At 66.9% G+C, this 26,037-nt stretch carries 26 protein-coding genes; 2 read left to right on the top strand and 24 right to left on the bottom strand.

From position 1 onward, the window contains the following. Positions 1–16: 16 nt before the first annotated feature. From coaBC to pyrR, 11 genes are all read right to left on the bottom strand, one after another. Positions 17–1,294 carry a bifunctional phosphopantothenoylcysteine decarboxylase/phosphopantothenate--cysteine ligase CoaBC gene (coaBC, locus tag NNX35_RS08100; RefSeq protein ID WP_255867456.1) on the bottom strand — a complete coding sequence of 426 codons (1,278 nt, stop codon included), beginning with the start codon at positions 1,292–1,294 and terminating at the stop codon, positions 17–19. 32 nt (positions 1,295–1,326) lie between these two features. Continuing rightward, complete coding sequence (rpoZ, locus tag NNX35_RS08095; RefSeq protein ID WP_227921386.1) at positions 1,327–1,590, bottom strand: DNA-directed RNA polymerase subunit omega; 264 nt, start codon at positions 1,588–1,590, stop codon at positions 1,327–1,329. 26 nt (positions 1,591–1,616) lie between these two features. Then, a complete protein-coding gene (gmk, locus tag NNX35_RS08090) occupies positions 1,617–2,186 on the bottom strand; it encodes a guanylate kinase (protein WP_255766313.1) in 570 nt (189 codons plus the stop codon). 41 nt (positions 2,187–2,227) lie between these two features. Next, entirely contained in the window at positions 2,228–2,545 is a 318-nt protein-coding gene (gene mihF / locus NNX35_RS08085; RefSeq protein WP_227921382.1) for an integration host factor, actinobacterial type, read from the bottom strand. Between the two features lie 112 nt (positions 2,546–2,657). Then, positions 2,658–3,527, bottom strand: coding sequence for an orotidine-5'-phosphate decarboxylase (gene pyrF, locus NNX35_RS08080; protein WP_255867455.1), 870 nt, complete (start codon positions 3,525–3,527; stop codon positions 2,658–2,660). After that, the gene (carB, locus tag NNX35_RS08075) at positions 3,520–6,813 is read right to left on the bottom strand and encodes a carbamoyl-phosphate synthase large subunit (RefSeq protein ID WP_255867453.1); all 3,294 of its coding nucleotides are present in this window, start codon (positions 6,811–6,813) and stop codon (positions 3,520–3,522) included. The genes pyrF and carB overlap by 8 nt, the downstream gene beginning before the upstream one ends. Next, a complete protein-coding gene (gene carA, locus NNX35_RS08070; protein WP_255867804.1) occupies positions 6,813–7,949 on the bottom strand; it encodes a glutamine-hydrolyzing carbamoyl-phosphate synthase small subunit in 1,137 nt (378 codons plus the stop codon). The genes carB and carA overlap by 1 nt, the downstream gene beginning before the upstream one ends. 38 nt (positions 7,950–7,987) lie before the next feature. Beyond that, a complete protein-coding gene (locus NNX35_RS08065) occupies positions 7,988–8,503 on the bottom strand; it encodes a hypothetical protein (protein ID WP_255766317.1) in 516 nt (171 codons plus the stop codon). Beyond that, positions 8,503–9,831 (bottom strand): dihydroorotase, encoded by a 1,329-nt coding sequence (locus NNX35_RS08060; RefSeq protein ID WP_255766318.1) that lies wholly within the window; start codon positions 9,829–9,831, stop codon positions 8,503–8,505. The genes NNX35_RS08065 and NNX35_RS08060 overlap by 1 nt, the downstream gene beginning before the upstream one ends. Next, the gene (locus NNX35_RS08055; protein WP_255766319.1) at positions 9,828–10,823 is read right to left on the bottom strand and encodes an aspartate carbamoyltransferase catalytic subunit; all 996 of its coding nucleotides are present in this window, start codon (positions 10,821–10,823) and stop codon (positions 9,828–9,830) included. Before NNX35_RS08055 ends, NNX35_RS08060 begins: the two co-directional genes overlap by 4 nt. After that, positions 10,820–11,404: a bifunctional pyr operon transcriptional regulator/uracil phosphoribosyltransferase PyrR gene (gene pyrR, locus NNX35_RS08050; protein WP_255766320.1), complete on the bottom strand. Its 585-nt coding sequence runs from the start codon at positions 11,402–11,404 to the stop codon at positions 10,820–10,822. The genes NNX35_RS08055 and pyrR overlap by 4 nt, the downstream gene beginning before the upstream one ends. Positions 11,405–11,550: 146 nt before the next feature. On the opposite strand from pyrR, the gene NNX35_RS08045 reads away from it, so the two are divergent. After that, a complete protein-coding gene (locus tag NNX35_RS08045; protein ID WP_255862945.1) occupies positions 11,551–12,768 on the top strand; it encodes a PrsW family intramembrane metalloprotease in 1,218 nt (405 codons plus the stop codon). Positions 12,769–12,834: 66 nt separating this feature from the next. Here the strand turns inward: NNX35_RS08045 and nusB are convergent, their stop codons facing one another. The 13 genes from nusB to NNX35_RS07980 all read right to left on the bottom strand — a co-directional run bounded on the left by nusB (position 12,835) and on the right by NNX35_RS07980 (position 25,379). Beyond that, entirely contained in the window at positions 12,835–13,245 is a 411-nt protein-coding gene (gene nusB / locus NNX35_RS08040; RefSeq protein ID WP_227921364.1) for a transcription antitermination factor NusB, read from the bottom strand. Continuing rightward, a complete protein-coding gene (gene efp, locus NNX35_RS08035; RefSeq protein ID WP_227911484.1) occupies positions 13,242–13,805 on the bottom strand; it encodes an elongation factor P in 564 nt (187 codons plus the stop codon). Before efp ends, nusB begins: the two co-directional genes overlap by 4 nt. 99 nt (positions 13,806–13,904) lie before the next feature. Continuing rightward, complete coding sequence (aroB, locus tag NNX35_RS08030) at positions 13,905–15,026, bottom strand: 3-dehydroquinate synthase (RefSeq protein ID WP_255867452.1); 1,122 nt, start codon at positions 15,024–15,026, stop codon at positions 13,905–13,907. Beyond that, positions 15,027–15,569 carry a shikimate kinase gene (locus NNX35_RS08025; protein WP_255766323.1) on the bottom strand — a complete coding sequence of 181 codons (543 nt, stop codon included), beginning with the start codon at positions 15,567–15,569 and terminating at the stop codon, positions 15,027–15,029. Next, positions 15,559–16,767 (bottom strand): chorismate synthase, encoded by a 1,209-nt coding sequence (gene aroC, locus NNX35_RS08020; RefSeq protein ID WP_255862943.1) that lies wholly within the window; start codon positions 16,765–16,767, stop codon positions 15,559–15,561. The genes NNX35_RS08025 and aroC overlap by 11 nt, the downstream gene beginning before the upstream one ends. Before the next feature lie 32 nt (positions 16,768–16,799). Then, on the bottom strand, positions 16,800–17,669 hold the full coding sequence (locus NNX35_RS08015; protein ID WP_255766326.1) for a shikimate dehydrogenase: 870 nt from the start codon (positions 17,667–17,669) through the stop codon (positions 16,800–16,802). A 2-nt stretch (positions 17,670–17,671) separates the two neighbouring features. Further along, the gene (gene mltG, locus NNX35_RS08010) at positions 17,672–18,883 is read right to left on the bottom strand and encodes an endolytic transglycosylase MltG (protein WP_255766327.1); all 1,212 of its coding nucleotides are present in this window, start codon (positions 18,881–18,883) and stop codon (positions 17,672–17,674) included. Then, complete coding sequence (ruvX, locus tag NNX35_RS08005) at positions 18,880–19,497, bottom strand: Holliday junction resolvase RuvX (protein WP_370646996.1); 618 nt, start codon at positions 19,495–19,497, stop codon at positions 18,880–18,882. The genes mltG and ruvX overlap by 4 nt, the downstream gene beginning before the upstream one ends. Then, complete coding sequence (gene alaS / locus NNX35_RS08000; protein ID WP_255862941.1) at positions 19,454–22,147, bottom strand: alanine--tRNA ligase; 2,694 nt, start codon at positions 22,145–22,147, stop codon at positions 19,454–19,456. The genes ruvX and alaS overlap by 44 nt, the downstream gene beginning before the upstream one ends. Before the next feature lie 93 nt (positions 22,148–22,240). Next, positions 22,241–22,495 (bottom strand): hypothetical protein, encoded by a 255-nt coding sequence (locus tag NNX35_RS07995; RefSeq protein ID WP_227921347.1) that lies wholly within the window; start codon positions 22,493–22,495, stop codon positions 22,241–22,243. A gap of 27 nt (positions 22,496–22,522) precedes the next feature. Then, the gene (locus NNX35_RS07990; RefSeq protein WP_227921340.1) at positions 22,523–22,897 is read right to left on the bottom strand and encodes a DUF948 domain-containing protein; all 375 of its coding nucleotides are present in this window, start codon (positions 22,895–22,897) and stop codon (positions 22,523–22,525) included. A 230-nt stretch (positions 22,898–23,127) separates the two neighbouring features. Continuing rightward, positions 23,128–23,754 (bottom strand): 30S ribosomal protein S4, encoded by a 627-nt coding sequence (rpsD, locus tag NNX35_RS07985; protein WP_104054795.1) that lies wholly within the window; start codon positions 23,752–23,754, stop codon positions 23,128–23,130. Between the two features lie 209 nt (positions 23,755–23,963). Continuing rightward, positions 23,964–25,379, bottom strand: a complete 1,416-nt coding sequence (locus NNX35_RS07980) for a replication-associated recombination protein A (RefSeq protein ID WP_255766330.1) — start codon at positions 25,377–25,379, stop codon at positions 23,964–23,966. Positions 25,380–25,446: 67 nt separating this feature from the next. On the opposite strand from NNX35_RS07980, the gene NNX35_RS07975 reads away from it, so the two are divergent. Further along, entirely contained in the window at positions 25,447–26,034 is a 588-nt protein-coding gene (locus NNX35_RS07975; RefSeq protein WP_255867451.1) for a Vms1/Ankzf1 family peptidyl-tRNA hydrolase, read from the top strand. The last annotated feature ends 3 nt before the right edge of the window (positions 26,035–26,037 follow it).

The raw sequence follows: 26,037 nt of genomic DNA, 5'->3' as shown, positions 1-26,037 counted from the left end.
TGCAGGGTGCGCGGCCTCAGGCGGTGCGTGCGGCGAGCTCGGCGGAAATCCGCGCGATGATGCGTGCCGAAACGTCGGCTTTGGTGCCGGCTGCGCTTTCGCCTGCATCCTCTGCGGCGTCTGCCGGTGAGAGAATCCTCACCTCGGTGTCGTCCTGGCCGAAGACCAGGGATTTGCCGACCCGGTTGAGGACCAGCAGGTCGCAGCCCTTGCGGGCAAGCTTCTTGCGCCCGTATTCGAGCACATCGGAGCTGGCATCTCCGGTTTCGGCGGCGAAGCCGACAATGAGTTTCGGGGTGCCCGCTCCGGCTGCTTCGCGCGCCTGGACCAGTTCCTGCAGGATGTCGGGATTGCGGACGAGGGTGATCACGGGATCCGCTTCGTCGTCGCGCTTCTTGATTTTGGTGTCCACCACCTGTGACGGGCGGAAATCCGCGACCGCGGCGGCCATGATCACGACGTCGGAATCCGCGGCGGCCGCGTGCACGGCGGTACGGAGTTCGAGGGCTGTTTCGACGCGGATAAGCTCGACGCCGCTCGGCGCCGGAACATCCATGTGCGCCGCGATGAGCCGCACCCGGGCGCCGGCCGCCAGCGCCGCTTCGGCCAGCGCGGTCCCCTGCTTTCCTGAGGAGCGGTTGCCGAGGAACCGTACCGGGTCCAGCGGTTCGCGGGTGCCTCCGGCGGTGATGGTGACGGTGGTGCCGGCCAGATCGCCGGGAGCGGCTGCGGTGTTTGCGGCCTCGCTGCTGTCAGCTTCGACGCTGTCAGCTTCCACGGCGGCCAGTGCGGCGGTGAAGATGGCTTCCGGTTCCGGCAGGCGGCCGGGGCCGGTGTCCTTGCCCGTCAGCCGCCCGATGCCCGGTTCCAGCACCACGGCACCCCGGCTGCGCAGGGTGGCGACGTTGGCGGTGGTCGCGGGATGCATCCACATTTCGGTATGCATGGCCGGGGCGAAAACCACCGGCCCGCGCGCCATTAGCAGGGTATTGGTGAGCAGGTCGTTTGCCTGGCCGGCGGCAGCCCGGGCCAGCAGGTCCGCAGTGGCCGGGGCCACCACGATCAGATCCGCTTCGTGTCCGAGCCGCACATGGTTGACCTTCTCCACTTCGTCGAAGACGGAGGAGGAGACGGGGTTGCCGGAGAGCGCCTCCCACGTTGCAACACCGACGAACTGCTTGGAGGATTCGGTGGGGACAACGGTGACGTTGTGCCCGGCCTCGGTGAAAAGCCGCAGCAGCGACGCGGCCTTGTACGCGGCGATTCCGCCGCCGACGCCCAGGACTATGCGCACGCTGCTGCCTTCCCCCTTGTGGTCGCTGAGCTTTACTCGGCGTTCTCGTTCGGGCGCACCACGAGCATGCCGTCGTTGATCTCGCGCAGGGCGATGGACAGCGGCTTTTCGTTCAGCTTGGTTTCCACCAGCGGGCCGACGTACTCGAACAGGCCCTCGTGCAGCTGGGAGTAGTAGGCGTTGATCTGGCGGGCGCGCTTGGCACCGTAGATGACCAGCGCGTACTTGGAATCGGCGGCTTCGAGCAGGTCGTCGATCGGCGGGTTGATGATGCCTTCAGACACAGGGTTCTCCAAAATTCTTGAACGGGATTCGCGGTTTGTCAGCGCGTGCGCGGACTGATTCCCATGAGTGATACAAGCTCAGCTGCAGCCCGCTGGACGTCATCATTAATGACGGTGTGATCGAACTCGGACTCGGCAGCAAGTTCCAGTTTAGCGGTTTCCAGCCGTTGCTGCTGCTCTTCGGGCGTTTCGGTTCCGCGCCCGACCAGTCGCCGCACCATTTCGTCCCAGGTAGGCGGGGCCAGGAACACGAAATTCGCCTCCGGCATGGACTTCTTGACCTGCCGCGCACCCTGGAGATCGATCTCCAGCAATACGCTGCGGCCCTCGGCCATGGCTGCTTCCACGGTGCGGCGCAGGGTTCCATAGCGGTTGCGTCCGTGGACCACTGCCCACTCGAGCATCTGGTCCTGCTCAATCATGGCGTCGAACTCTTCGGCGCTGACGAAGAAGTAATGTACGCCGTCTTCTTCACCCGGACGGGGGGCACGGGTGGTGGCCGAGACGGAAAGCCAGACCTCGGGATAGTTGTCCCGGATATAGGTGGATACAGTGCCCTTGCCAACTGCGGTTGGACCTGCCAGAACTGTCAGCCGCGGTTGCGACACGTAAACCTCATTCACTCGTTGTTATTGCGGGCCTCCTGAGCCTAATGGCTCGCCAGCAGGTCTATCAGCGCCTTGCGCTGATGCACGCCCAACCCCCGGACCCGGCGGGTGGGCGCAATACCTACCGTAGCCATTATTCCAGCTGCGCGGCGCTCCCCGACACCAGGCAAGGCGCGCAGCAGGTCCATGACCTTCAGCCGGCCAACCGCTTCCTCGCCGGAACGGGACAGGATGACTTCCTCGATGCTGAGATCACCGGACTTGATACGTGACTTGACCTCCGCACGGACCGCCCGGGCCGCGGTGGCCTTTTCGCGGGCGAGCGTACGCTCGGCTTCTGTCAGTGGCTTGAGGTTCAAGAGACGCTCCCGGACGAAGACACACCGCTGTCAGCGGCTCTGCTGGTAGCTCCGAACCTATCCGCAATCGAAGCCCAATTGCAATGGAACCCGATTCGCAGACGCCGCTCCCCTAGCGTACGGATGCCAGCTCCGATCCGGTCCGCAGTGCTGCGTCGAGGAGGCCCCGGGGGTCGGGGCCGGCCCGCAGGATGCCGCGGCTGGAGGTGGCCAGGACGTTGGGGTACGCCGCAGCGAAGGTTCCGCGCAGGTCGGCGGCGGTTGCCCCCTGGGCGCCCAGGCCCGGAGCGAGCAGCGGTGCCCGCGAGGCGGCAAGGTCGATCTCCAGATCTGCCAGTGCCGTGCCGACGGTCGCGCCGACCACAAGTCCCACGGAGCCCAGTTCCGTCCCGGAACCACCTCCCGGGCCGGCATTTTCCGCCGCTGCCGCGTCCACGATCCGGGCAGCCACGGACCGTTCCGCTCCCCCGGCGCCGACGTGCTGAACGGACGCCCCTTCCGGGTTTGACGTCAGTGCCAGGACAAATACACCGCGTCCGGTGGCAGCCGCAAGGTCCAGGGCGGGCCGCAGGGACCCGAACCCGAGATACGGACTGAGCGTCACGGCGTCGGCCGCCAGCGGCGAACCGTCCCGCAGCCACGCGTCCGCATAGGCTGCCATCGTGGAGCCGATGTCCCCGCGCTTGGCGTCGGCGATACTGAGCACGCCGGCGTCCGAACACTCCTGCAGCAGGCGTTCCAGGACCGCCAGCCCGGCGGATCCGTGGCGTTCGTACAGCGCCACCTGTGGCTTCACGGCCGCAACCTGCTCCCCCACCGCCGCGAGGACGGTGAGGGAAAAACGTTCGAGCCCGGCGGCGTCGTCGTTCAGGCCCCACTGGGCCAGCAGTTCGGGGTGCGGATCGATGCCGACGCACAGCTGCCCGCGGCGGTCCATGGCCGCGCGCAGCCGCGCACCGAAAGCGGGACGTTCCTCAGGCACCGGCTGCCTTCAACCGGGCGGCGTGTTCCTGCAGGGAAGTCACGTCCCATTCGTAGGAGCGCATCGCGTCGATCGCCTGCACGGCGGCACCGAACTCGGAGACGGTGGTGACCACCGGGCAGCCGATGGACGTTGCCGCGGCCCGGATTTCGTATCCGTCGCCGCGGGCCTGGCCGCCGGAAGGCGTGTTGACCACCAGGTTGATCTCGCCGGCGGTGATCAGGTCCACGACGGTCCCTTCGCCGTCCGGTCCGGCACCCTCGGCGACCTTGCGCACCACCGTGGCGGCAATGCCGTTGCGGCGCAGCACCTCGGCCGTGCCGCCGGTGGAGAGGATCTCGAAGCCGAGGTCGCTCATCCGCTTCACCGGCATGATGATCGAGCGCTTGTCCCGGTTCGCCACCGATACGAAGACCTTGCCGGCGGTGGGCAGGGCACTGTTCGCGGCGGCCTGTGACTTGGCGAAGGCGGTGTCGAAGTACTTGTCGATGCCCATGACCTCACCAGTGGACCGCATTTCCGGGCCCAGGAGAGAGTCCACCACGGTGCCCTCGGGGGTCCTGAACCGGCTGAACGGCAGCACCGCTTCCTTCACGGCCACCGGGGCGTCCAGCGGCAGGGTGGAGCCGTCGCCGACGGCGGTCAGCTTCCCGGCGGCCCGCAGCTCGGCGATGCTGGCGCCGGTGCCGATGAGAGCCGCGGCCTTGGCCAGCTGGACGCCGGTGGCCTTGGACACGAACGGCACGGTGCGGGAGGCACGCGGGTTGGCTTCGATGACGTAGAGGATGTCCGAGGCCAGGGCGAACTGGATGTTGATCAGCCCGCGGACGCCGACGCCGGCGGCGATCACCCGGGTGGCCTCGCGGACCCGGTCGATCACGTCGGTGCCGAAGGTGATGGGCGGCAGCACGCAGGCGGAGTCGCCCGAATGGATGCCGGCCTCCTCGATGTGCTCCATGATTCCGCCCACGTAGAGGTCGGTGCCGTCGAAGAGCGCGTCGACGTCGATCTCGATGGCGTCTTCAAGGAACCGGTCCACCAGGACGGGGTGGTCCGGGGTGATCTCGGTGGCGTTGGTGATGTAGCGGGAGAGGTTCGCTTCGTCATAGACGATCTCCATGCCGCGGCCGCCCAGGACATAGGACGGGCGGACCAGGACGGGGTAGCCGATCTCGTCCGCCACCCGCTTGGCGTCCTCGAAGGACACGGCCGTGCCGTTCTTGGGGGCGGTGAGCCCGCCCTCGTCCAGCACCTGCTGGAACGCACCGCGGTGTTCGGCCAGGTCGATTGCGGCGGGTGAGGTGCCCAGGATGGGCACTCCGGCGTCGGCCAGGGCCTGTGCCAGCTTCAGCGGCGTCTGCCCGCCGAGCTGGACGAAAACACCCAGGACGCCGCCGGTGCGCTGCTCCGCGGCGATGACCTCCAGGACATCCTCCAGGGTCAGCGGCTCGAAGTAGAGCCGGTCGGAGATGTCGTAGTCGGTGGACACGGTTTCCGGGTTGCAGTTGATCATCACGGTCTCGTGGCCGGCTTCGCGCAGTGCCATGGTCGCGTGGACGCAGGAGTAGTCGAACTCGATGCCCTGCCCGATCCGGTTCGGCCCGGAGCCGAGGATGATGATGGACGGCTTGGCATGCTCGGCCACCTCGTCCTCCTCGTCATAGGAGGAGTAGTGGTACGGCGTGTACGCGGCGAATTCCGCGGCGCAGGTGTCCACGGTCTTGAAGACCGGGCGTACGTTCAGGGCGTGCCGGACGCCGCGCACCACTGCTTCGGGGGTGTTGGTCAGCGCGCCGATCTGCTCGTCGGAGAAGCCGTGCCGCTTGGCCAGGCGCAGGATGTCCTCGTTGACCGACGGCGTGGCACGGATCTGCTCGGCGGTTTCGTTGATCAGCACCAGCTGGTCCAGGTACCAGGGGTCGATGCCGGTGGCTTCGAAGAGCTCCTCGATGGAGGCACCGCCCAGCAGCGCCTGCTGCACCTGCTGCAGCCGGGCGGTGGTGGGCCGCCGCGACGCCTCAATGAGTCCGGGCACGTCGGCTGCGTCCACCGGGTCGAAGGACAGCGAGGCGCCCTTCTGCTCCAGGGAACGCAGTGCCTTCTGCAGGGCTTCGGTGAAGTTGCGGCCGATCGCCATGGCCTCGCCTACGGACTTCATGGTGGTGGTCAGCGTGGGATCCGCGGCCGGGAACTTCTCGAAAGCGAACCGCGGGACCTTCACCACGACGTAGTCGAGGGTGGGCTCGAACGACGCCGGCGTCTTCTTGGTGATGTCGTTCGGAATCTCGTCCAGGGTGTAGCCGAGGGAAAGCTTCGTGGCGATCTTGGCGATGGCGAAGCCGGTGGCCTTGGACGCCAGCGCCGAGGAGCGGGAGACGCGCGGGTTCATTTCAATGACCACCACGCGGCCGGTGTCCGGCTCGATGGCGAACTGGATGTTGCAGCCCCCGGTGTCCACGCCTACCTCGCGGATGACGGCGATCGCGATGTTGCGCAGCTTCTGGTACTCGCGGTCGGTCAGGGTCATGGCGGGAGCCACGGTGATGGAGTCTCCGGTGTGCACGCCCACCGGATCGAAGTTCTCGATGGAACAGACGACAACCACGTTGTCGTTCTTATCCCGCATCATCTCCAGTTCGTATTCCTTCCAACCCAGGATGCTCTCTTCAAGCAGAACCTCGGAGGTGGGGCTGTACTGGATGCCGGCCCCGGCAATGCGGCGCAGGTCCTCGGCGTTGTAAGCCAGGCCGGAGCCGAGCCCGCCCATGGTGAAGGAAGGCCGGACCACCATCGGGTAGCCCAGTTTGTCGGCCGCGGCGAAGGCCTCATCCATGCTGTGCACGATGATCGACTTCGCAGATTCGGCACCGCAGCGCTCGACGACGCCCTTGAACTTCTCGCGGTCCTCGCCGAGTTCGATCGCGGCGATGTTCGCGCCGATCAGTTCCACGTTGTACTTCTCCAGCGCGCCGCTCTTGTCCAGGGCGATGGCGGTGTTCAGGGCCGTCTGCCCGCCGAGGGTGGGCAGGATCGCGTCGGGCCGTTCCTTGGCGATGATCTTCTCGACCATCTCCGGGGTGATCGGTTCCACGTACGTGGCGTCGGCGAACTCCGGGTCGGTCATGATGGTGGCCGGGTTGGAGTTCACGAGGATGACCCGCAGGCCCTCCTCCTTGAGCACCCGCAGGGCCTGCGTGCCGGAGTAGTCGAATTCCGCGGCCTGGCCGATGACGATCGGGCCGGAGCCGATGACCAGGACGGACTTGAGGTCGGTTCTGCGGGGCATTAGATGCTTTCCTTGCTCTTGCTGGCTGCCATAAGCTCGACGAAGCGGTCAAAGAGGTACGCGGAGTCGTGCGGTCCGGCGGCAGCCTCGGGGTGGTACTGGACCGAGAAGGCGGGGAGGTCGAGGCAGGCGAGGCCCTCGACGACGTCGTCGTTCAGGCTGACGTGGCTGACCTCCACCCGGCCGTAGCGGGCTTCCGGTGCAGTGACGGGGCCGTCCAGCGGGGCGTCGACGGCGAATCCGTGGTTCTGGCTGGTGATTTCCACCTTGCCGGTCCGCCGGTCCAGGACGGGCTGGTTGATCCCGCGGTGCCCGTAGCGCAGCTTGTAGGTGCCGAAGCCCAGGGCACGCCCGAGGATCTGGTTGCCGAAGCAGATCCCGAAGAACGGAATGCGGGCATCCAGCACTTCGCGCAGCAGGTCCACCTGGACATCGGCGGTGGCCGGGTCGCCGGGGCCGTTGGACATAAACACGCCGTCGGCGCCCAGGGCTTTGATGTCCTCGAAGGTGGAGGCGGCGGGCAGCACGTAGGTGCGGATGCCGCGCTCGGCCAGGCGCACCGGGGTCATGGATTTGATGCCTAGGTCGATGGCGGCAACGGTGAACAGCGGGTCGCCGGCCCAGCCGTGGTCTGCCGGGTCAATGAGGTAGGTTTCGTCCACGCTGACCTCTTCGGCCAGCCGTGCGCCCTCCATACCCTGCTGGGCACGGACCTCGGCGAGCAGTTCGCTGTCGGGGCGTTCGGCGTCGGACCCGGAGAAAATCCCGGCCTTCATGGCCCCGCGTTCGCGCAGGTGCCGGGTCACGGCGCGGGTGTCGACGCCGGAGATGCCGACGACGCCCTGTTCCGCCAGCTGCTCGTCCAGGGTGGATTCGGAACGCCAGCTCGAGGGGCGGCGGGCGGCGTCGCGCACAATGTACCCGGCCACCCAGATCCGCCGGGACTCGGCGTCGTCGCCGTTGACTCCGGTGTTGCCGATATGCGGAGCCGTCTGGACCACGAGCTGCCGGGCATAGGAGGGGTCGGTGATGGTCTCCTGGTAGCCGGTCATGCCGGTGGCAAAGACCGCTTCGCCCAGGGCCGTTCCCTGCGCACCGTAGGCCCGCCCGCGGAAGGTGCGGCCGTCTTCCAGCATGAGGACGGCGGGCGTGGGGTTGATGGTTTCGTGAACTGTCACAGTTGTTCCTCGCTAGGGGTGGCCGATTCCGGCAGAAGTTCGGTAATGGCGCGGACAAGGGGAGTCTTCTCATCCGAGGAGCGGGTACGGAAGCCGGTATCCACGCGCTTGGGGCCCAGCTGCCAGGTCACAATGACCAATCCGTCCTTTTCAACGAATTTTCCGGCTATGCCGCGCTCCAGGCGGACGCCGTGCAGGTCCTGCCGCGGAATCCAGAGGTCGTCGGCACCGGAACGGGCAAACAGCACGCCTTCGGGGAAAACCGCCGCGGTGGCGTTGGACTTTACGCCCAGGCCGTAGAGTGCCACGCGGTCCAGCCAGTCACCGGCGGTGGTGGTGGCGACGTATTGGCCCAGTGCCTGGAAGCCCGGATCGGAGAGTTCGTCCGGCAGGGGCAGGGGGCGGGGCGTGTCCTGCTGGCGGCGTCGTCGGCCGCGCCAGCCCAGGGCGAACAGGCCCAGGACCACGACGATAAGGGCGGCCAGGCCCAGGAAGAAAAAGACCAGTTCCATCAGGATTCCTTTGCGGCAGCGGGGTGGGGCGTGTTCAGTCTGCCGTTCAGGACGGTGGGGTGGCCGGCGTAGAAAACCGCTTCGACTCCACCGGGCAGTTCCAGTCCGGCAAACGGACTGTTGCGTCCCTTGCTAGCCATCTTAGAAGGGTCGACCCTCCTTCGCGCAGACGGGTCCACCAATATGACGTTGGCCGGTTCGCCGGCGGCAAGGGGCCTGCCTTGGCCCGCCACCCGGCCGATCAGCGCAGGGGTGGAAGAGGTGACCCGGGCGAAACCTGCCCAGTCCATCAGCCCCGTGTCGATCATGGCGTGCTGCACCACGGACAGCGCGGTCTCCAGGCCGGTCATGCCCATGGCCGCCGTCGCCCACTCGCCTTCTTTGTGTTCGCTGGGATGCGGGGCGTGATCGGTGCCGACGATATCGATGGTGCCGTCGGCGAGGCCGCGGCGGACCGCCTGCACATCCGCTTCGGTGCGCAGGGGCGGGTTCACCTTGTAGACCGGATCGTAGGTGCGGACCAGTTCGTCGGTGAGCAGCAGATGGTGGGGGGTAACCTCGGCGGTAACCCGGATGCCGCGTTCCTTGGCCCACCGGATGATTTCCACCGACCCGGCGGTGGACAGGTGGCAGACATGCAGGCGGGAGCCCGTGTGCCGTGCCAGCAGGACGTCGCGGGCGATGATGGATTCCTCGGCGACGGCGGGCCAGCCGGCCAGTCCGAGGACGGCGCTGACTTCGCCTTCGTTCATCTGTGCCCCCTCGGTGAGGCGGGGCTCCTGCGCGTGCTGGGCAACGACGCCGTCGAACGCCTTCACATATTCCAGCGCACGGCGCATCAGCACCGGGTCCGAAACGCACTTGCCATCGTCGGAAAACACCCGCACCCGGGCCCGGGAGTCGGCCATCGCGCCGAGTTCCGCCAGCTGCCGGCCTTCCAGGCCTACCGTGACCGCCCCCACGGGACGCACGTCCACCCAGCCGGCCCGCTCCCCCAGGCTGAGGACCTGTTCCACCACGCCGGCGGTGTCTGCAACCGGCATGCTGTTGGCCATGGCGTGTACGGCGGTGAAGCCGCCGAGTGCTGCGGCACGGGTGCCGGTCTCTACGGTTTCGGCGTCTTCCCGGCCGGGTTCGCGCAGGTGCGTGTGCAGGTCCACCATGCCGGGCAGGGCGATCAGGCCCTCCGCCTCGACCACGGCGGCGCCGGGAGGCACCGGCAGTTCAGGGGCGACGGCGGTGATGGTGCCGTCTTCGATACGGATATCCGCACGTTCGGTGCCGAGCAGTGACGCTCCGCGGATCAGATAGGTGCCGGTAGTGCTCATCGGGGCTGCTCCTGCTGGGTACGGGGGGTGCTGTTCTCTCCGGAGAGCAGCAGGTAAAGGGCGGCCATCCGCACCGAAACGCCGTTGCGGACCTGGTCCAGGACGGTCGAGCGGGGCGAATCAGCGGCACGGGCGGAAATTTCCAGCCCGCGGTTCATCGGACCGGGGTGCATGATGATGGTGTCCGTCAGGCCCAGGGTGTCCAGCCGGTCGAGGCGGACGTCGTCCAGGCCCCAGCGGCGGGAATACTCGCGGACGGAGGGGAAGAAGGCAGAGTGCATCCGTTCCCCCTGCACCCGCAGCATCATGACGGCATCCGGCCGGGTCGCCAGTGCCTCGTCCAGGTCGTAACTGACGGTGCAGGGCCAGGATTCGACGCCGAACGGCAGCAGCGTGGGCGGTGCAACCAGGGTGACCTCCGCGCCCAGTGTCCGAAGCAGCCACAGATCCGAGCGGGCGACCCGCGAATGCAGCACGTCCCCGGCAATCACCACCTTCATTCCGGCCAGGTCGGTGCCGGTGGATTCCGTACCGTGCAGCCGCGCCCAGTGCCGTCGCATGGTGAAGGCATCCAGCAGCGCCTGGGTGGGGTGTTCGTGCGTGCCGTCCCCGGCGTTGAGAACTGCGGCATCTATCCAGCCCGAGGACGCCAGCCGCGCCGGCGCGCCGGAGGAACCGTGCCGGATCACTACGGCGTCGGCGCCCATGGCAGCCAGCGTCTGTGCAGTGTCCTTCAGTGATTCGCCCTTGGAGACCGACGATCCCTTGGCGGAGAAATTGATGACGTCGGCGGACAGCCGTTTCGCGGCCGCCTCAAAGGAGATGCGTGTGCGGGTGGAGTCCTCGAAGAAGAGGTTCACCACGGTGCGCCCGCGCAGGGCCGGAAGCTTCTTTACTTCCCGTTCCCCTACTGCGGCCATCTGCTCGGCCGTATCCAGGATGGCCAGGGCGTCGGACCGGCTGAGGTCCAGCGTGGACAGGAGGTGCCTCATGCAGTGCCCTCGATGACCACTTCGTCTGTGGCCGCTTCACCCGTGGCCGCGCTGTCGCTTTCGGCCAGCCGGACCCGGACCTGTTCGATGGATGCGGTGGGCAGGTTCTTGCCCACATGGTCTGCCCGGATGGGTAGTTCGCGGTGGCCGCGGTCCACGAGCACTGCCAGCCGGACGATGCGCGGCCGGCCGAGGTCCACGAGGGCATCGAGCGCGGAACGGATGGTGCGGCCGGAATACAGGACGTCGTCCACCAGCACCACCACTTTGTCGTCAATCCCGGTGACCGGGACGCGGGTGGCGTAGGGCGGCCGGGTGGGCCTGCGGGCGAGGTCGTCACGGAACATGGTGACGTCGAGCTGGCCGGTGATGGCAGCGGGATCGACGCCGGGAGCCGCCGCCGCGATCTTGGCGGCCAGGCGCTGGGCCAGCGGATAACCGCGGCGCGGGATCCCCATCAGGACCAGGTCTTCGGGACCTTTGTTGGCCTCGAGGATCTCGTAGGCAATACGCGTCAGGGCGCGGTCGATGTCAGCTGAAGACAAAACAGTACGGCTGGAAAGAGCATCTTTGGCCGTCATATTCGCTTCCTCCTTCCCCGCCTCACAGGACGGAATTTAAAGGTTGAATGCGGCACCAAGCTATCACAGGCCACGCCGCCGCCCGTTGTGTGTGACGGGATATGCCGCGGTGGAACTATCCTGTCTGCTATGAGCAGGCCCAGCGCATGAGCGCACCCGGTATCTACCCTGACCAGCAGCATCCCGCCCCTCCGGGCTACGGCGCTGCCGACGGCGCCGCACCTGTCCAGCCGTTCTGGTCCCCTCCTGCACCACGCCGGGACAAGGGCCTGGCAGCCACCGTGGTGCTGATTGCGCTCTCCTCCGTGGCCCTGGCCTGGGTGGGCATGTACCTTCTCGACGGCCTCGGCCCGCCGGCCTTCATTTTCTGCGGGCTCCTGGCGCTGGTTCCCCTGGGCATCTGCGTGCTGGGTATCTGGTGGGTGGACCGGTGGGAGCCGGAACCGCGAAGCAGCCTGGTTTTCTCGTTCCTGTGGGGTGCCGGGGTTTCGGTGGCCATCGCCCTGGTGGTTGGCCCGTACTTCACGTTTGCCCTGCTGGAGCTGGTCCCCTACGGCTCGGCGGACCTGCTGGGCGCCGTGGTCCAGGCTCCCGTAGTGGAGGAAATCGCCAAGGGCCTGGGCATCCTCCTGCTGCTGCTGGTCCGCCGGCGGATCTTTGACGGGCCGGTGGACGGCATCGTGTTTGCGGCTGCCGTGGCAGCGGGGTTCGCCTTCACGGAAAACATCCTCTATTTCGGGGCAGCGCTGCGGACAGCCGGGCCCGAGACGGTGTACGAGCTCGGGTTTATTTTCATCCTCCGCGGGCTGCTCTCCCCCTTTGCGCATGTCCTGTTCACCGCCTGCACCGGGCTCGCCCTGGGCCTGGCGGCGCGGCGTGCGGGCAACGCCTGGATCCTGCCGGCCTTCGCCATCGGATTGATTCCGGCCATTCTGGGGCACATGCTGTGGAACGGCGGTCCCGCGTTGTTTTTCGGGGACTTCTTCCTCTTCTACTTCCTGCTCCAGGTTCCGTTCTTCGGCGCGGCGGTCACCGGGGTATGGCTGCTGCGCCGCGCGGAGCAGCGCCTGACCCTGCAACGGCTTTCCGAATACGCAGCGGCGGGCTGGTTCACCCCCGCAGAAGTGCGGATGCTGGCCACCGGCGCCGGCCGCCGCCAGGCAATGGGCTGGGCACGGGCCACCGGGGCGGCACCGCACATGAAGGAGTTCATCCGGCGTGCCACCCGCCTGGCCTTGACCCGGCAGCAGATAGCCTCCGGCCGGGATGTCAGCGCCAATATGGAGTACGAGCGGACCCTGCTGGGGGAACTCACCGGCATCCGGACCACTATGCTGGCCGGGCAGGCGCTGCAGGCCAGGTGAAACGGCTGGAAACGCAGAAAAGACCGGCCCCGCGGGGCCGGTCTTTTCTGGATGCTTGGATCCTGCCTAGGCCAGCAGGGAGGGCTTCAGTTCCTGCAGCCGTCCGAGCAGGCCGTTGATGAAGGCCGGGGATTCGTCCGTGGAGAGCGCTTTCGCCAATTCCACGGCTTCGCTGATGGCCACCTTGTCGGGAACGTCGTCGTTGTAGAGAAGTTCCCAAGTGCCCAGGCGGAGGATGATGCGGTCCACCGAAGGCATGCGATCAAGCGTCCAGCCCTGCGAATACGTGCTCAGGAACTCATCGATCTGCTCCTGCATCGCAACCACGCCTTCCACCAGGTCCATGGTGTAGGGGTTGATGGTCTGGTCGGTCTTTTCGCGGCGGGCCCGAATGGCATCGAAGGCAGAAACCGAACGCTGTTCGGCTTCGAAAAGGACCTCCAGTGCCCGGGTCCGTGCTTTACTGCGTGCACTCACTCGTTAACGCGTCCCAGGTAGTCGCCGGTGCGGGTGTCGACCTTGACCTTTGTGCCCTGCTCCAGGAACAGGGGCACCTGGATCTCGTAGCCGGTCTCGATGGTGGCGGGCTTGGTGCCGCCGGTGGAGCGGTCGCCCTGCAGGCCCGGCTCGGTGTACGTGATCTCCATGGTGACCGACGGCGGCAGCTCGATGTACAGCGGCGAACCCTCGTGGATCGCGATGGTGACCATCATGGACTCCATCATGAAGTTCGCGTTGTCACCGACAATCTTGCCGGGGACCGTGAGCTGGTCGAAGTCGGAGGTGTCCATGAAGACGTAGTCTTCGCCGTCCTGGTACAGGTACTGGTAGTCGCGGCGGTCCACCGTGGCGGTCTCGACCTTGATGCCGGCGTTGAACGTCTTGTCCACTACCTTGCCCGAAGTCACGTTGCGCATCTTGGTACGGACGAACGCACCACCCTTGCCCGGCTTCACGTGCTGGAACTCGATGATGCTCCAGAGGTTGCCTTCAAGCTTCAGCACGGTGCCGTTCTTGATGTCGTTGGTCGTCGCCACAGTTTCTCTTCCGTTGTCCGTCTAGATATTGTTCGTCAGTCGTTAGTCAAAGTGCGTTTTATTCAAGTCCGTCGACTATTCTACCCGCTCGCGCGGAACCTACAGGCTGAGGCGGATTCCGCCCTGCGGCTCGGAGGCAATCTCCTGGTAGGCCGCGAACAGCAGCGAGGTATCCGGCACCTCCAGCATGGACGGTTTGGCCAGTCCGTCCAGCACCACGAAGCGCAGCAGGTCCCCGCGGGACTTCTTGTCCCGGCGCATGCCGTCCAGCAGGGCGGACCAGCGGTCCTTGCGGTAGGTCACGGGCAGCCCCAGCGAGGAGAGGATCTCCTTGTGCCGGTCCGCGGTGGCGTCATCCAGCCGGCCCACCGTCCGTCCCAGTTCCGCAGCGAAGACCAGGCCGACGGACACTGCCGCGCCGTGCCGCCACTGGTAGCGTTCCGCCAGCTCGATGGAGTGGCCCAGGGTGTGCCCGTAGTTCAGGAATTCCCGCCGGCCGGATTCGCGCAGGTCCGAGGAGACAATCTCGGCCTTGACCCCGATGGAGCGTTCCACCAGTTCGCGGACGACGTCGGAAGCGCCGTCGGCCACTGCCTCCGGGTTCGCTTCGATCAGGTCCAGGATGGCGGGGTCGGCGATGAACCCGCATTTGATGACCTCGGCCATGCCGCTGAGCAGCTCGTTCTTGGGCAGGGTGGACAGGGCGTCCAGGTCGGCCAGGACCCCGGCGGGCGGATGGAAGGCGCCCACGAGGTTCTTGCCTTCAGCCGTGTTGATGGCGGTCTTGCCGCCCACGGCCGCGTCCACCATGCCCAGCAGGGACGTGGGGATGTGCACCACTTTGATGCCGCGCAGCCAAGTGGCGGCCACGAAGCCGGCCACGTCGGTGACCGCCCCGCCGCCGACGGCGACGATGGCATCGGACCGGGTGAAATCGTTCTGGCCCAGGACCTGCCAGCAGAAGGACGCCACCTGGATGTGCTTGCCCTCTTCGGCGTCCGGGATTTCCGCGGTGACGGCGGTCAGGCCCGTGGCGGCGAGTTCATCGCGTACGGTATCGCCGGTGGTGCGCAGGGCGCGCGGGTGGATCACCAGGACGCGGCGCACGCGCTCACCGAGCATGTCCGGCAGCCGGCCAAGCAGGCCGTTGCCTACGACGACGTCGTAGTTCTCGGCGGGGTTGGTGCCGGTCACCGGGATGATCGTGGGGTCGGAGGGCATCTAGTCTTCTCCTTTGATGAGGACGGAAGTCAGCCGGTCAATAATGGCCGGAACAGTAAGTCCCCTGGTGTCAATGGTGATGTCGGCCAGGGATTCGTATATGGGGCGGCGGATGTCCGCCAGCTCCTGCCAGCGCCGGACGGGGTCCGGTGCGAGCAGTGGACGGTGGCCTGCACGGGTGATCCGTGGAAGCACGGTGGCAAGGTCCGTATCCAGAAACACTACAGTGGCGCGGCCGAGCAGTTGCTGGGTCCCCGAGTCCAGCACCGCGCCCCCGCCCAGTGAAATCACCGTGGGCACCCGGGCCTCAAGGGCCGCGGCAACGGCCCGCGCTTCAACCTCGCGGAAATAGTGCTCGCCGTAGGCACTGAAAATGCCGGCAATGGGCCCGTACCGTGCCACGACGGCCTCGTCCGTGTCCAGGAAGGGCATCCCGTGGCGGGCGGCGAACCCGCGTCCGACGACGGACTTCCCGGCGGCCATAAAGCCCATCAGGACCAGGTGCCGATCGAGCCCGCTGGACCTGCCGCTCCTAGGAGACATCGGTACCGGCGGATTCCAGCGGCTGCGGGATGGCGGCCAGGTAGGCGTGCAGGTTCCGTGCGGTTTCGGGCACGGAATCGCCGCCGAACTTCTCAATCACGGCTTCGGCCAGGACCAGCGCCACCATGGCTTCGGCAACCACACCGGCAGCGGGGACCGCGCAGACATCCGAACGCTGGTGGTGGGCCCGGGCCGGTGCGGAGGTACTCACGTCAACGGTGCGCAGTGCCCGCGGCACGGTGGCAATGGGTTTCATTGCGGCGCGTACCCGCAGCAGTTCGCCGATGCTCATGCCGCCTTCAATGCCTCCGGCGCGGTTGCCGGAGCGGACCACCCGGCCCTCGGCATCCTGCAGGATTTCGTCGTGGGCGGCGGAGCCGCGGCGGGTGGCAGTCAGGAAACCGTCCCCTACTTCCACGCCCTTGATGGCCTGGATGCCCATCAGGGCACCGGCGATCCGGGCGTCCAGCCGTCGGTCCCAATGAACGTAGCTGCCCAGTCCCGGCGGCAGTCCGTAGGCCAGCACCTCCACCACTCCCCCGAGCGTCTCGCCCTCCTTATGGGCGGCATCGACCTCAGCCACCATGGCGGCCGAGACGCCTGCATCGAAGCAGCGCATCGGATCGGCGTCGAGCGCGTCGACGTCGGCCGGGAGCGGCAACGCCGAGTCGCCGGGCGCCATCACGCCGGCAATACCCACGGTGTGGCTGACCAGCTCAATGCCCAGCTGCTTCAGGAACGCGGAGGCCACGGCACCAAGCGCCACGCGGGTGGCGGTTTCCCTTGCGCTGGCGCGTTCCAGGACAGGACGGGCTTCGTCAAAACCGTACTTCTGCATGCCGGTGAAATCAGCATGCCCCGGACGGGGACGGGTGAGGGGCGCGTTGCGTGCAGAGTCGGCCAGGACTGCCGGGTCCACCGGATCGGCAGCCATCACCTGTTCCCACTTGGGCCACTCGGTGTTGCCGATCTCGATGGCGACGGGGCCGCCCTGGGTCTTGCCGTGGCGGACGCCGCCCAGGATGCGCACGGCATCCTGTTCAAATTTCATCCGCGCACCGCGGCCGTAACCGAGGCGGCGGCGGGCCAGAGCCGCGGAGATGAGGGTGCTGTCCACCTCCACTCCGGCAGGGACACCTTCAACAATTCCAACCAATGCAGGGCCATGGGACTCACCGGCGGTCAACCAACGCAACATGCTTTCAATACTGCCATGCCCGGCGGGGGCGTTCAGCGCCGCGGTATTCGCACGGCGTCACACATGGCGTTTATGACGCCGGGTTCATCGAAGAACGCGTCCGCAGTAAACAGCTTTACCTGCTCCACGGCCTGGTAGAGCAGCATCTCGATGCCCGGCACCACCGTTCCGCCGAACCCGGACCAGACGGACGCGATCCGGCTTGGCCAGGGGTCGTACGCGGCATCCAGGAGGATGGCGTCCTGCCGGACTTCGGAGATTGCGTCCGCGAGGCCGTCGGCGCCGTGCGGCGGGAGGGTGCAGATGACGACGTCGGCTGCCGCGCAGGCGGCGGCTGCCTCCTCCCACGGGCGCGGGTGTACGGCAACGCCGGTTGCGCGGCCTGCCTCCAGCACCCCTGCCTGTCCGGGGGCGGGTACCGGGAAGCGGCGGGCGCAGACTACCGTTTCGGCCGGGTCCAGCCGGGCCAGTGCCGCAACAGCGGCGCACGCGGTTCCGCCTGCGCCAAGCACCACGGCGCGCGCTCCGGAACCGATTCCGGCGTACCGCAGCGCGCCGACAATGCCGGCCACATCGGTGTTGTGGCCGGTCAGGACCGTGCGGGAGCCTGTCCGGGAGAAGGTCACGGTGTTCAGCACCCCGAGGGCCTTCACCAGCGGCTCGACCTCGTCCATCTGCGCCGCCATGACGGCCTTCAGCGGCATAGTGACGGACAGACCGGTCCAGCCCGCCTGCCCCCGGAGGGAGGCCGCGAATCCCGCGGCCTCCTCAACACGGAGGTCTATTGCCTCGTAGCTGCAGTCGAACCCCAGATGGTTGTACGCAGCCCGGTGCAGCCGGGGTGACCGGGAATGGCTGATCGGATGCCCCAGCACGGCTGCGCGCCGCGGGGCGCTATCCACCGCTAACCACACCGCCCGGCTTTTTGGGTACTGCACCAGTTCTGGTATTCCTCGACGTACTTGGCGTGCTCGGCGAGGGTGGAGGAGAACTTGGTTTCGCCGCTGTCCAGGTTGACGGTGACCCAGTAGTAGTACGGGACGTCATCCGGGTTGGCCGCTGCCTCAATGGCCTCCCGGCTCGGGGAACCGATGGGACCGACGGGCAGGCCGGGGTTGGCGTAGGTGTTGTACGGGTTGGATTTGTCCGCCTTTTCCTCCGCGGTGAGTTCATAGCTCTTGCGGTTCAGGCCGTAGGTCACCGTGGCATCGGACTGGATCAGCCCGTTGGTTTCCTTGTTGTCCGGGCCCAGCCGGTTCTCGATGGAACCGGCGACGGCGCCGTAGTCAGCCTCCCCGGCCTCGGCCTGGATGATGCTGGCCTTGGTCAGGATCCGGTACTGCTCGGCGGGATCGGTAATACCGGCCGCTTCGAGTTCAGCGAACGTGTTATCCACCATCTCGGTGATGATCTCGGTGGCGTCCTTTTCGACGTCGAACCGGTATTCGCCCGGATGCAGGTAGCCCTCAAGGCTTACGGCTTCCTCCGGCAGGCCGAACTGCTGCGGGTCCGCGGCCAAGGCCTGGAACTCCGAAAGCGGGATCCGGGTCGAGGTGTTCAGGACTTCGAAGACCTCGCCCTGGCGCAGGTCGCGTGCCACTGCCGCGTAATGCACCTGGCTGCCGCCGTCCCCGAGCAGGGCATCCACGGCGGCGGAGGAGGACATCTGGTATTTCATTTCGTACGTGCCGGGCTGGATTTCCCGTCCGTCAGACTGGGCGGTAAAGGCGTTGACGAATTCCTTGGACGTGGCGACGATGTCTTCGGCTTCGAGCTTTCCGCCGATCAGCAGCGGGCCGTCACCTTCTGCCACGGTGAACGCCACGGTGCCGTTGCCTGCACCCTCGTAGTCCTGGATCTCGTTCATGCCCAGCAGGTCCCGGAGGAACATGATGAGGCCGAAAATCACGCCTGCAAACACGGCCAGCACGGTGATCATGATGATGGTGCGGCGACGGCGGCGGCGCTGCTTTTCACGGCTCGGCCGTTGGCTCCTGCGGCTGGGAAGCTCCGAGGGCTCCTCGAAGAACACGCCCACGGGGAGAGGACTGCCGCCCTCCCGGGGCCTGCGGTCAGGCTCCGCCATGGCCGGGTACTCGGGATATCTGTGGCTCACGGCGTATTACCGCTTTCGCGCTCGATGTCCTGCGAAATTTCGAACTCCTCGGTCGGGGCCGGCATCCCGCCGCTTTCGCGGCGCGGCCGGCGCAGTGTAACCAGCTCCCCTACGTCCCGGTTCTGGGATCGTTGTGTGTCAATAGCCTGCTGCAGAATAGCCACTGCAGCCGCTTGATCAACCACTGTACGGTGATTCCGGCTGTTCATTCCAGCTTCGCGCAGGTTACGGTGCGCGGAGACCGTGGTCAGGCGTTCGTCCACCAGCCGCACCTGCTGTTCCTGGCCGGCGTCGGCCAGGGCCCGGACCAGCGCCTGCGCGTAGTCCCGGGCCATCTGGGTGGAGGCGGTTTCGCCGCCGCCCAGGCTGCGGGGCAGGCCGACAAACACTTCGACGGCACCCCGCTCCGCAGCTTCCCGGACCACCACGCGGATGTCGCTGTTTTTCTTCGCGTCCCGCTTCAGCGTCCTGACCGGCATGGCCAGGACGCCGTCGGGGTCGCTGGCTGCGAGGCCGACCCGAACCAGGCCGACGTCGACACCCAGCTTCACCCCGCGCAGACCACTCAAGTCAGCTCCGCCCGGCCACGGCTTCGCGGATCGCCGTGAGGGCATCTCCGATCCTGCCTGCATCGGAGCCGCCGCCCTGGGCGACGTCGTCCTTGCCGCCGCCGCCGCCGCCGAGCACGCCGGCAGCAACCTTGACGAGGGCACCGGCCTTGACGCCGGCACCGCGGGCACCTTCGTTGGTGGCAACAATCACCACGGGACGGTTGTTGGAGACACCGGCGACAGCCACCGCTGCGGGTTCGCTGCCCAGGCGGGAACGCAGGTCGAGGGCCAAGGTGCGCAGGTCATCCGCTCCCCCGACCTCGCCGGCGTTGTGGGCCAGGAGCCGGACGCCGTCTACGTCCACTGCGGTGCCTACGAGGGCAGCGGCGGAAGCGGCCAGCTGCTCGCGGCGCAGCTTTTCGAGTTCCTTCTCGGTGGACTTCAGCTTGGCCAGGGTGGCAGCGAGGCGGTCCGGCAGCTGCACCGAAGGGACCTTGAGCATCTCGGAGAGCTCATTCACCAGTGCCCGCTCGGCGGCGAGGTGGCGGAAGGCGTCCATACCCACGAAGGCTTCGACCCGGCGGTTGCCGGATCCGACGGACTGTTCGCCCAGCAGGGTCAGGCTGCCGATGCGGGAAGTCGAGGCCACGTGGGTGCCGCCGCAGAGTTCGCGGGACCAGTCGCCGTTCATTTCCACGACCCGCACGGTGTCACCGTAGGCTTCGCCGAACAGTGCGGTGGCGCCCAGTGCCTTGGCGTCCGCCAGGGACATGATCTTGGTCTCTACCTGGTAGTTGCTGCGGATCGCGAGGTTGGAGACCTCTTCGATTTCGGATTTCGCGGCGTCGGAGAGGCCTTCGCCCCAGGAGAAGTCGAAGCGCAGGTAGCCGGCCTTGTTGAAGGAGCCGCGCTGCAGCGCTTCCGGGCCGAGGATCTGGTGCAGGGCCGCGTGCACGATGTGCGTGCCGGAGTGCGCCTGCTCAGCCTCGTGTCGGCGCTGGGCGTCGACGGCGGCCAGCACATTGGCGCCGGCGGCGATCTCGCCTTCGCGGACAATCGCCTTGTGCACGCTCAACCCCTTGACCGGACGCTGGACGTCCTGCACCTCGAGGACGAAGCCGTCACCGGTGATGAGGCCGGTATCGGCGGCCTGCCCGCCCGCTTCGGCGTAGAACGGCGTGGAGTCCAGCACCAGGGAGATTTCGGAACCCTGTCCGGCGTATTCCACGCGGGAGTTCCCGGAAATGATGCCGCGGACCTTCGATTCGGTCTTCAGCTCGTCGTAGCCCGTGAATACCGTGGAACCGGCGGCCAGCAGTTCGTTGAACACCGACATATCGGCGTGCCCGTGCTTCTTCCCGCGGGCATCTGCCTGGGCGCGCTTGCGCTGCTCTGACATGAGCGAGCGGAATCCGGCCTCGTCGACCTTCAGGCCCGCTTCCTCGGCCATTTCCAGCGTGAGGTCGATGGGGAAACCGTAGGTGTCGTGCAGGGCAAACGCTTCTTCGCCGCTCAACGGAGCGCCGGCGGCCTTGGAGACCTTGACGGCCTCTTCCAGGCGCTCGGTGCCGGAGGCGATGGTGCGCAGGAACGCCTTCTCCTCGGCATAGGCGATCCGGCTGATCCGGGCGAAGTCGGCTTCAACCTCGGGGTACGTGCCCTTCATGGCATCGCGGGAGACGGGCAGCAGTTCGGGCAGCACGGCGGTGTCCACGCCCAGCAGGCGCATGGCGCGCACGGCCCGGCGGATGAGGCGGCGCAGCACGTAGCCGCGGCCTTCGTTGGACGGGCTCACGCCGTCGGAAATCAACATCAGGGCGGAGCGGATATGGTCGGCAACCACGCGCATCCGGACGTCGTCCGTGTGGTGCGGGTCCGAGGGGTTTTCGGAGCTGGTGTAGGTCTTGCCGGAGAGCTCGGCGGCCTTATCCAGCACGGGACGGACCTGGTCCGTCTCGTACATGTTCTCCACGCCCTGCAGGATCATCGCCAGACGCTCGAGGCCGAGGCCCGTGTCGATGTTCTTCTGCGGCAGTTCGCCGGCCACGTCGAAGTCCGTCTTGGAGCGCACGGCGGAGAGCTGGTACTGCATAAAGACCAGGTTCCAGATCTCGATGTAGCGCGTCTCGTCTACTGCCGGGCCGCCCTCCTGGCCGTAGGCCGGGCCGCGGTCGTAGTAGATCTCGGAGCAGGGGCCGCCCGGGCCTGCCTGTCCGGTGTTCCAGTAGTTGTCCGCCTTGCCGGTCCCGATGATGCGGTCATTCGGGATGCCGATCTTGTCCCGCCAGATGGCGCGGGCTTCGTCGTCGCGCTCGTCGCCGTCCTCGTAAACGGTGACCCAGAGCCGCTGCGGGTCCAGCCCGTAACCGCCCTTCTCGACGTCGGAGGTCAGCAGTTCCCAGGCGTAGGTGATTGCTTCTTCCTTGAAGTAGTCACCGAAGGAGAAGTTGCCTGCCATCTGGAAGAAGGTGCCGTGGCGGGCGGTCTTGCCCACTTCTTCGATGTCCGCGGTGCGGATGCACTTCTGCACGCTGGTTGCCCGGCTGTATGGAGCCTTTTCGCGGGCGGTGAGGTAAGGGATGAACGGCACCATGCCGGCCACGGTGAACAGCAGCGAGGGATCGTTGGAGACGAGCGACGCCGAGGGCACCACCGTATGTCCCTTATTGCTGAAGTAATCCAGCCAGCGGCGTGCAATCTCGTGGGACTTCATGGTGCTTCTATACCCTTCCGGTAATGGTGTTTCAGCAGGCAGGTGGGACTGCGTGCGTAATGCTGTGCTGCCAGTGACGAAGAAGTGCGGCGCTTAGCGGCGCGTGGACCTCAGGGTCTCGGCAACGTTGTCGGAGTTGTCCAGGCCCAGGGCAGCGCGCAGCTCGCCCTCACGCTGGCCCATGCCTTCACGCAGGGCTTCGGCGAAGCTCTGCACGGCACCGGCTGCGGAATCCACCGCACGGTTGATCCCCGCCTGGCTCAGGCTGGTCTTGGCCTCGGAAACCCGGCGGACGGCGATTACGCCGATGGCAACGCCAATGGACATCCAAAATACGCGCTTGATCATGGCTGGCTCCTGTAATTGTTGGTGTGCTTAGCGGCTGCGCCGGCCACGGCCGGCGGTCCTGCGGGAGGCGAGGGCGGAACGTACGCCGTAGCTGAACGCCGAGACCTTGATCAGCGGGGAACCCACGGTGGCGGCCACCAGGGAGGACAGAGCGGACAAGTTGGCCGATGCGTCCGAAACGTTCGAGGAGATGCCGTCCACCTTCTGCAGCTGCAGGTTGGTGGTGGACACCGTGGTGGTGACCTCGTCGATCAGCGGAGTGGTCTCCTCGCTGAGCGTACGGATGGCGCCGCGCATCTCGTCGAAGACCTTCCCCAGTTTCCAGACGGGAACGGCCAGCAACGCGACCAATACGGCAAACACACCGGCCGCGATCAGACCGGCTATATCTCCACCCGACATGGGACTCCTTCTTGCGCAGAAAATTCGTGGTTCGCATCGCCGTTAACGGCTCTGCCCGGAAGTCCCCGCCTGGATACGGCGAAAGACTCCGGTATGTACCTTACCTACTGCAACGCCGCGGCACTTACTTTTGCCGTGTACGCCACGAAAGGAGGAATACGGCCCCGGATAACGGAACAGCCCGCGGCACAAGGCCGCGGGCTGAACAGTAAACGGAAAAGTTTCCGTTATTAGCGTGCGTAGTATTCCACCACGAGCTGCTCTTCGCAGGTCACGGGGACTTCCGAGCGCTTCGGGCGACGCACGAGGCGTGCCTGCAGCTTGTCCAGGGAAACATCGAGGTAACCCGGAACGGCGGGCAGGACGTCGCGGTGGGCGCCGGCTGCGGCAACCTGGAACGGCGTCATGGTCTCGCTGCGCTGGTGCACGTGGATGAGCTGGCCTTCGGAAACGCGGAAGGACGGGCGGTCCACGCGGGCGCCGTCAACCATGATGTGACGGTGCACAACCAGCTGGCGGGCCTGGGCGATCGTGCGGGCAAAGCCGGCACGCAGCACGAGTGCGTCGAGACGCATTTCGAGCAGTTCGATCAGGTTTTCACCGGTCAGGCCGGCGGTACGGCGGGCTTCTTCGAAGACACGGGTCATCTGTGCTTCGCGGATGCCGTACTGGGCACGCAGACGCTGCTTTTCGCGCAGACGTACGGCGTAGTCGCTGTCCTGCTTGCGACGTGCGCGGCCGTGCTCACCCGGGGGGTAAGGCCGACGCTCGAAGTACTTTGCTGCCTTGGGGGTCAAAGCAATGCCGAGGGCGCGCGATGCGCGTGCCTGCCGGCGTGCACGTGTGTTGTTAGCCACGTTCACCTTTCACTGTTTGGCGGTTTGGCCACGGCGGTAGTACGTGCCGTGACTGCTGCGAAATATGCTGGCCTCCATTAGGGAGAGCTCCGGCCAACCGCTGCCGTCTGCTACAGCCGAGGGTGTCGAAATCGACAACCGGCTTGCCAGTCAACCATCAATGCTAACACGCACCGCAGGACCCGCCGGTCAGGAACAGGCGCTCCCGGTCAGGACTTCTCGCCCCGGATGATTCCCCGCAGCCGGTCCAGCCTGGCGGAGATGTCACGCTCCACTCCGTTGCCGGTGGGTTCGTAGTAGTTCGTTCCGACCAGGTCATCCGGCGCGTACTGCTGGCGTGCGACGCCGTGCGGTGAGTCATGCGAATAGATATACCCCTTGCCGTGCCCCAGCTGCTTCGCACCCGGGTAGTGGGCATCGCGCAGATGGGATGGAACGCCCTGCCCGCGCCCGGCCCGCACATCGGCGATGGCGGCGTTGATGCCGTTGTAGGCGGCGTTGGACTTGGGTGCGGTGGCAATATGCACCACTGCCTCGGCCAGGATGATCCGTCCTTCGGGCATGCCGATCAGCTGGACGGCCTGGGCGGCCGCGACGGCGGTCTGCAGCGCCGTCGGGTCCGCCATTCCCACGTCCTCCGATGCCGAGATGATCAGCCGCCGGGAGATGAACCGGGGGTCCTCCCCCGATTCCAGCATGCGGGCCAGGTAGTGCAGGGCGGCGTCGACGTCGGATCCCCGGAGGGACTTGATGAACGCGCTGGTGATGTCGTAGTGCTGGTCACCCGCGCGGTCGTAGCGCAGCGCCGCAACGTCCAGTGCCTCTTCCGCGTGTTTCAGGGTGACTTCAGGGATGTCGTCGCCGTCCGCTTTTTCGGAGTAGGCGACGCCGGCGGCGGCCTCGAGCGCGGTCAGGCCGCGGCGGGCGTCCCCTGCCGCCAGCCGGACCAGGTGCTCCAGCGCCTCCGCGCTAAGCGTCACCCGTCCGGCCAGTCCCCGTTCATCCTCGACGGCGCGTTGCAGCAGGGCGGCGATGTCCTCCTCGGTCAGCGGTTTCAGTGTCAGCAGCAGCGACCGGGACAGCAGCGGGGAGACCACGGAGAAGGACGGGTTCTCCGTGGTGGCGGCCATCAGGACCACCCACCGGTTTTCCACCCCGGGCAGCAGGGCATCCTGCTGGGCCTTGTTGAAGCGGTGGATCTCGTCCAGGAAGAGGATGGTGGTGACGCCGTGCAGGTCCCGGTCTGTCAGGGCCTGCTCCATGACCCGGCGGACATCCTTGACGCCGGCGGTGATGGCGGAGAGCTCCACGAACTTGCGCCCGGCGCCCCGGGCGACGACGTGTGCCAGCGTGGTCTTGCCCGTGCCGGGCGGCCCCCACAGCATGACCGAGGAGGGTCCGGCGGGGTTGCGTTCATCGGCGGAGGAAGCCAGCGTGCGCAGCGGCGAACCGGGGCCGAGCAGGTGCTGCTGTCCCACCACCTCGTCCACTGTGCGCGGGCGCATCCGGACAGCCAAGGGGCTGCGCGGCCGCACCCTCGTGCCCGGGACTGCCCCGGCGTCGTCGAACTCCGCGTCGTCGTCTCCGTCTACGCTGAACAAATCATTCCCCGGCAAACCATTCACGTTTCAAGGCTACTCGTGCCGTAACCTGAGCAGGTCCACCCCTCTTTCGTTGAAAGCAGACCCGGCCATGCCTTCCTCGCGCACCACCTATGTTTCGGCAGAACGGCTGGCCGGCTGGCTGGAACGGTTCGAAGCGGGCCAGGGCGCACTGGAGTTTGTCCCCGGGAATGAGGGCGTGCGGGTCCGTGCCGCGTCCGGCGCCGAGGCCGAACTGTTCGAACCGTGGCCTGCCGACGGCCGCCCCGGACGGGGCGCCAACGACGTCGAACGCCTGGCTTCGCTGGCCGGGCAGGCCCGGACCCTGGGCCTGGTGCTGGTCCGGCGCGGCGGCTATGCCGTGGGCGTTGCCCGGGAAGGCCGCCTGCTGGGCTCGAAGACGGGTTCGCCGAACAGCCGCCGGGCCAATGCAGCCGATGCCCTCGTGGCGACCGTCGCGGAGCAGGCAGCGGCCGTATTCAGCAGCGCCGCTCCGGAGTACCTGGTCTTCGGCGGCGACCGGATGCTGGCCGAGCAGGTGGCCGACCGGCGGGAGTTCGCCCGCTGGGCCGCGCTGCCCCGGCTGCGCCCGCTGGACGTCGCAGACCCGAAAGCAGCCGTGCTGGCGCAGGCGGCCCGGAATGCGGCGTCGGTGTTTGTCCGGATCAGCCTGCCCTAGGAA

This window comes from Arthrobacter sp. zg-Y844, assembly GCF_024385465.1.
Classification (GTDB): Bacteria; Actinomycetota; Actinomycetes; order Actinomycetales; family Micrococcaceae; genus Arthrobacter_B.
The sequence above is the reverse complement of the archived record's forward strand: the minus strand, read 5'-3'. Positions and strand labels throughout refer to the sequence as shown.

Bases quoted from the DNA above. Each gene is read 5' to 3' on its own strand.
- NNX35_RS07975 (WP_255867451.1), top strand. From the start codon at position 25,447: ATGCCTTCCTCGCGCACCACCTATGTTTCGGCAGAACGGCTGGCCGGC.
- NNX35_RS07995 (WP_227921347.1), bottom strand. From the start codon at position 22,495: ATGATCAAGCGCGTATTTTGGATGTCCATTGGCGTTGCCATCGGCGTA.
- ruvX (WP_370646996.1), bottom strand. From the start codon at position 19,497: ATGCCCTCACGGCGATCCGCGAAGCCGTGGCCGGGCGGAGCTGACTTG.
- NNX35_RS08025 (WP_255766323.1), bottom strand. From the start codon at position 15,569: ATGTCTCCTAGGAGCGGCAGGTCCAGCGGGCTCGATCGGCACCTGGTC.
- pyrR (WP_255766320.1), bottom strand. From the start codon at position 11,404: ATGACGGCCAAAGATGCTCTTTCCAGCCGTACTGTTTTGTCTTCAGCT.
- carA (WP_255867804.1), bottom strand. From the start codon at position 7,949: ATGCTGGAAGACGGCCGCACCTTCCGCGGGCGGGCCTACGGTGCGCAG.
- NNX35_RS08055 (WP_255766319.1), bottom strand. From the start codon at position 10,823: ATGAGGCACCTCCTGTCCACGCTGGACCTCAGCCGGTCCGACGCCCTG.
- NNX35_RS08045 (WP_255862945.1), top strand. From the start codon at position 11,551: ATGAGCGCACCCGGTATCTACCCTGACCAGCAGCATCCCGCCCCTCCG.
- alaS (WP_255862941.1), bottom strand. From the start codon at position 22,147: ATGAAGTCCCACGAGATTGCACGCCGCTGGCTGGATTACTTCAGCAAT.
- aroC (WP_255862943.1), bottom strand. From the start codon at position 16,767: ATGTTGCGTTGGTTGACCGCCGGTGAGTCCCATGGCCCTGCATTGGTT.
- aroB (WP_255867452.1), bottom strand. From the start codon at position 15,026: ATGCCCTCCGACCCCACGATCATCCCGGTGACCGGCACCAACCCCGCC.
- NNX35_RS08065 (WP_255766317.1), bottom strand. From the start codon at position 8,503: ATGGAACTGGTCTTTTTCTTCCTGGGCCTGGCCGCCCTTATCGTCGTG.
- NNX35_RS08060 (WP_255766318.1), bottom strand. From the start codon at position 9,831: ATGAGCACTACCGGCACCTATCTGATCCGCGGAGCGTCACTGCTCGGC.
- NNX35_RS07990 (WP_227921340.1), bottom strand. From the start codon at position 22,897: ATGTCGGGTGGAGATATAGCCGGTCTGATCGCGGCCGGTGTGTTTGCC.
- carB (WP_255867453.1), bottom strand. From the start codon at position 6,813: ATGCCCCGCAGAACCGACCTCAAGTCCGTCCTGGTCATCGGCTCCGGC.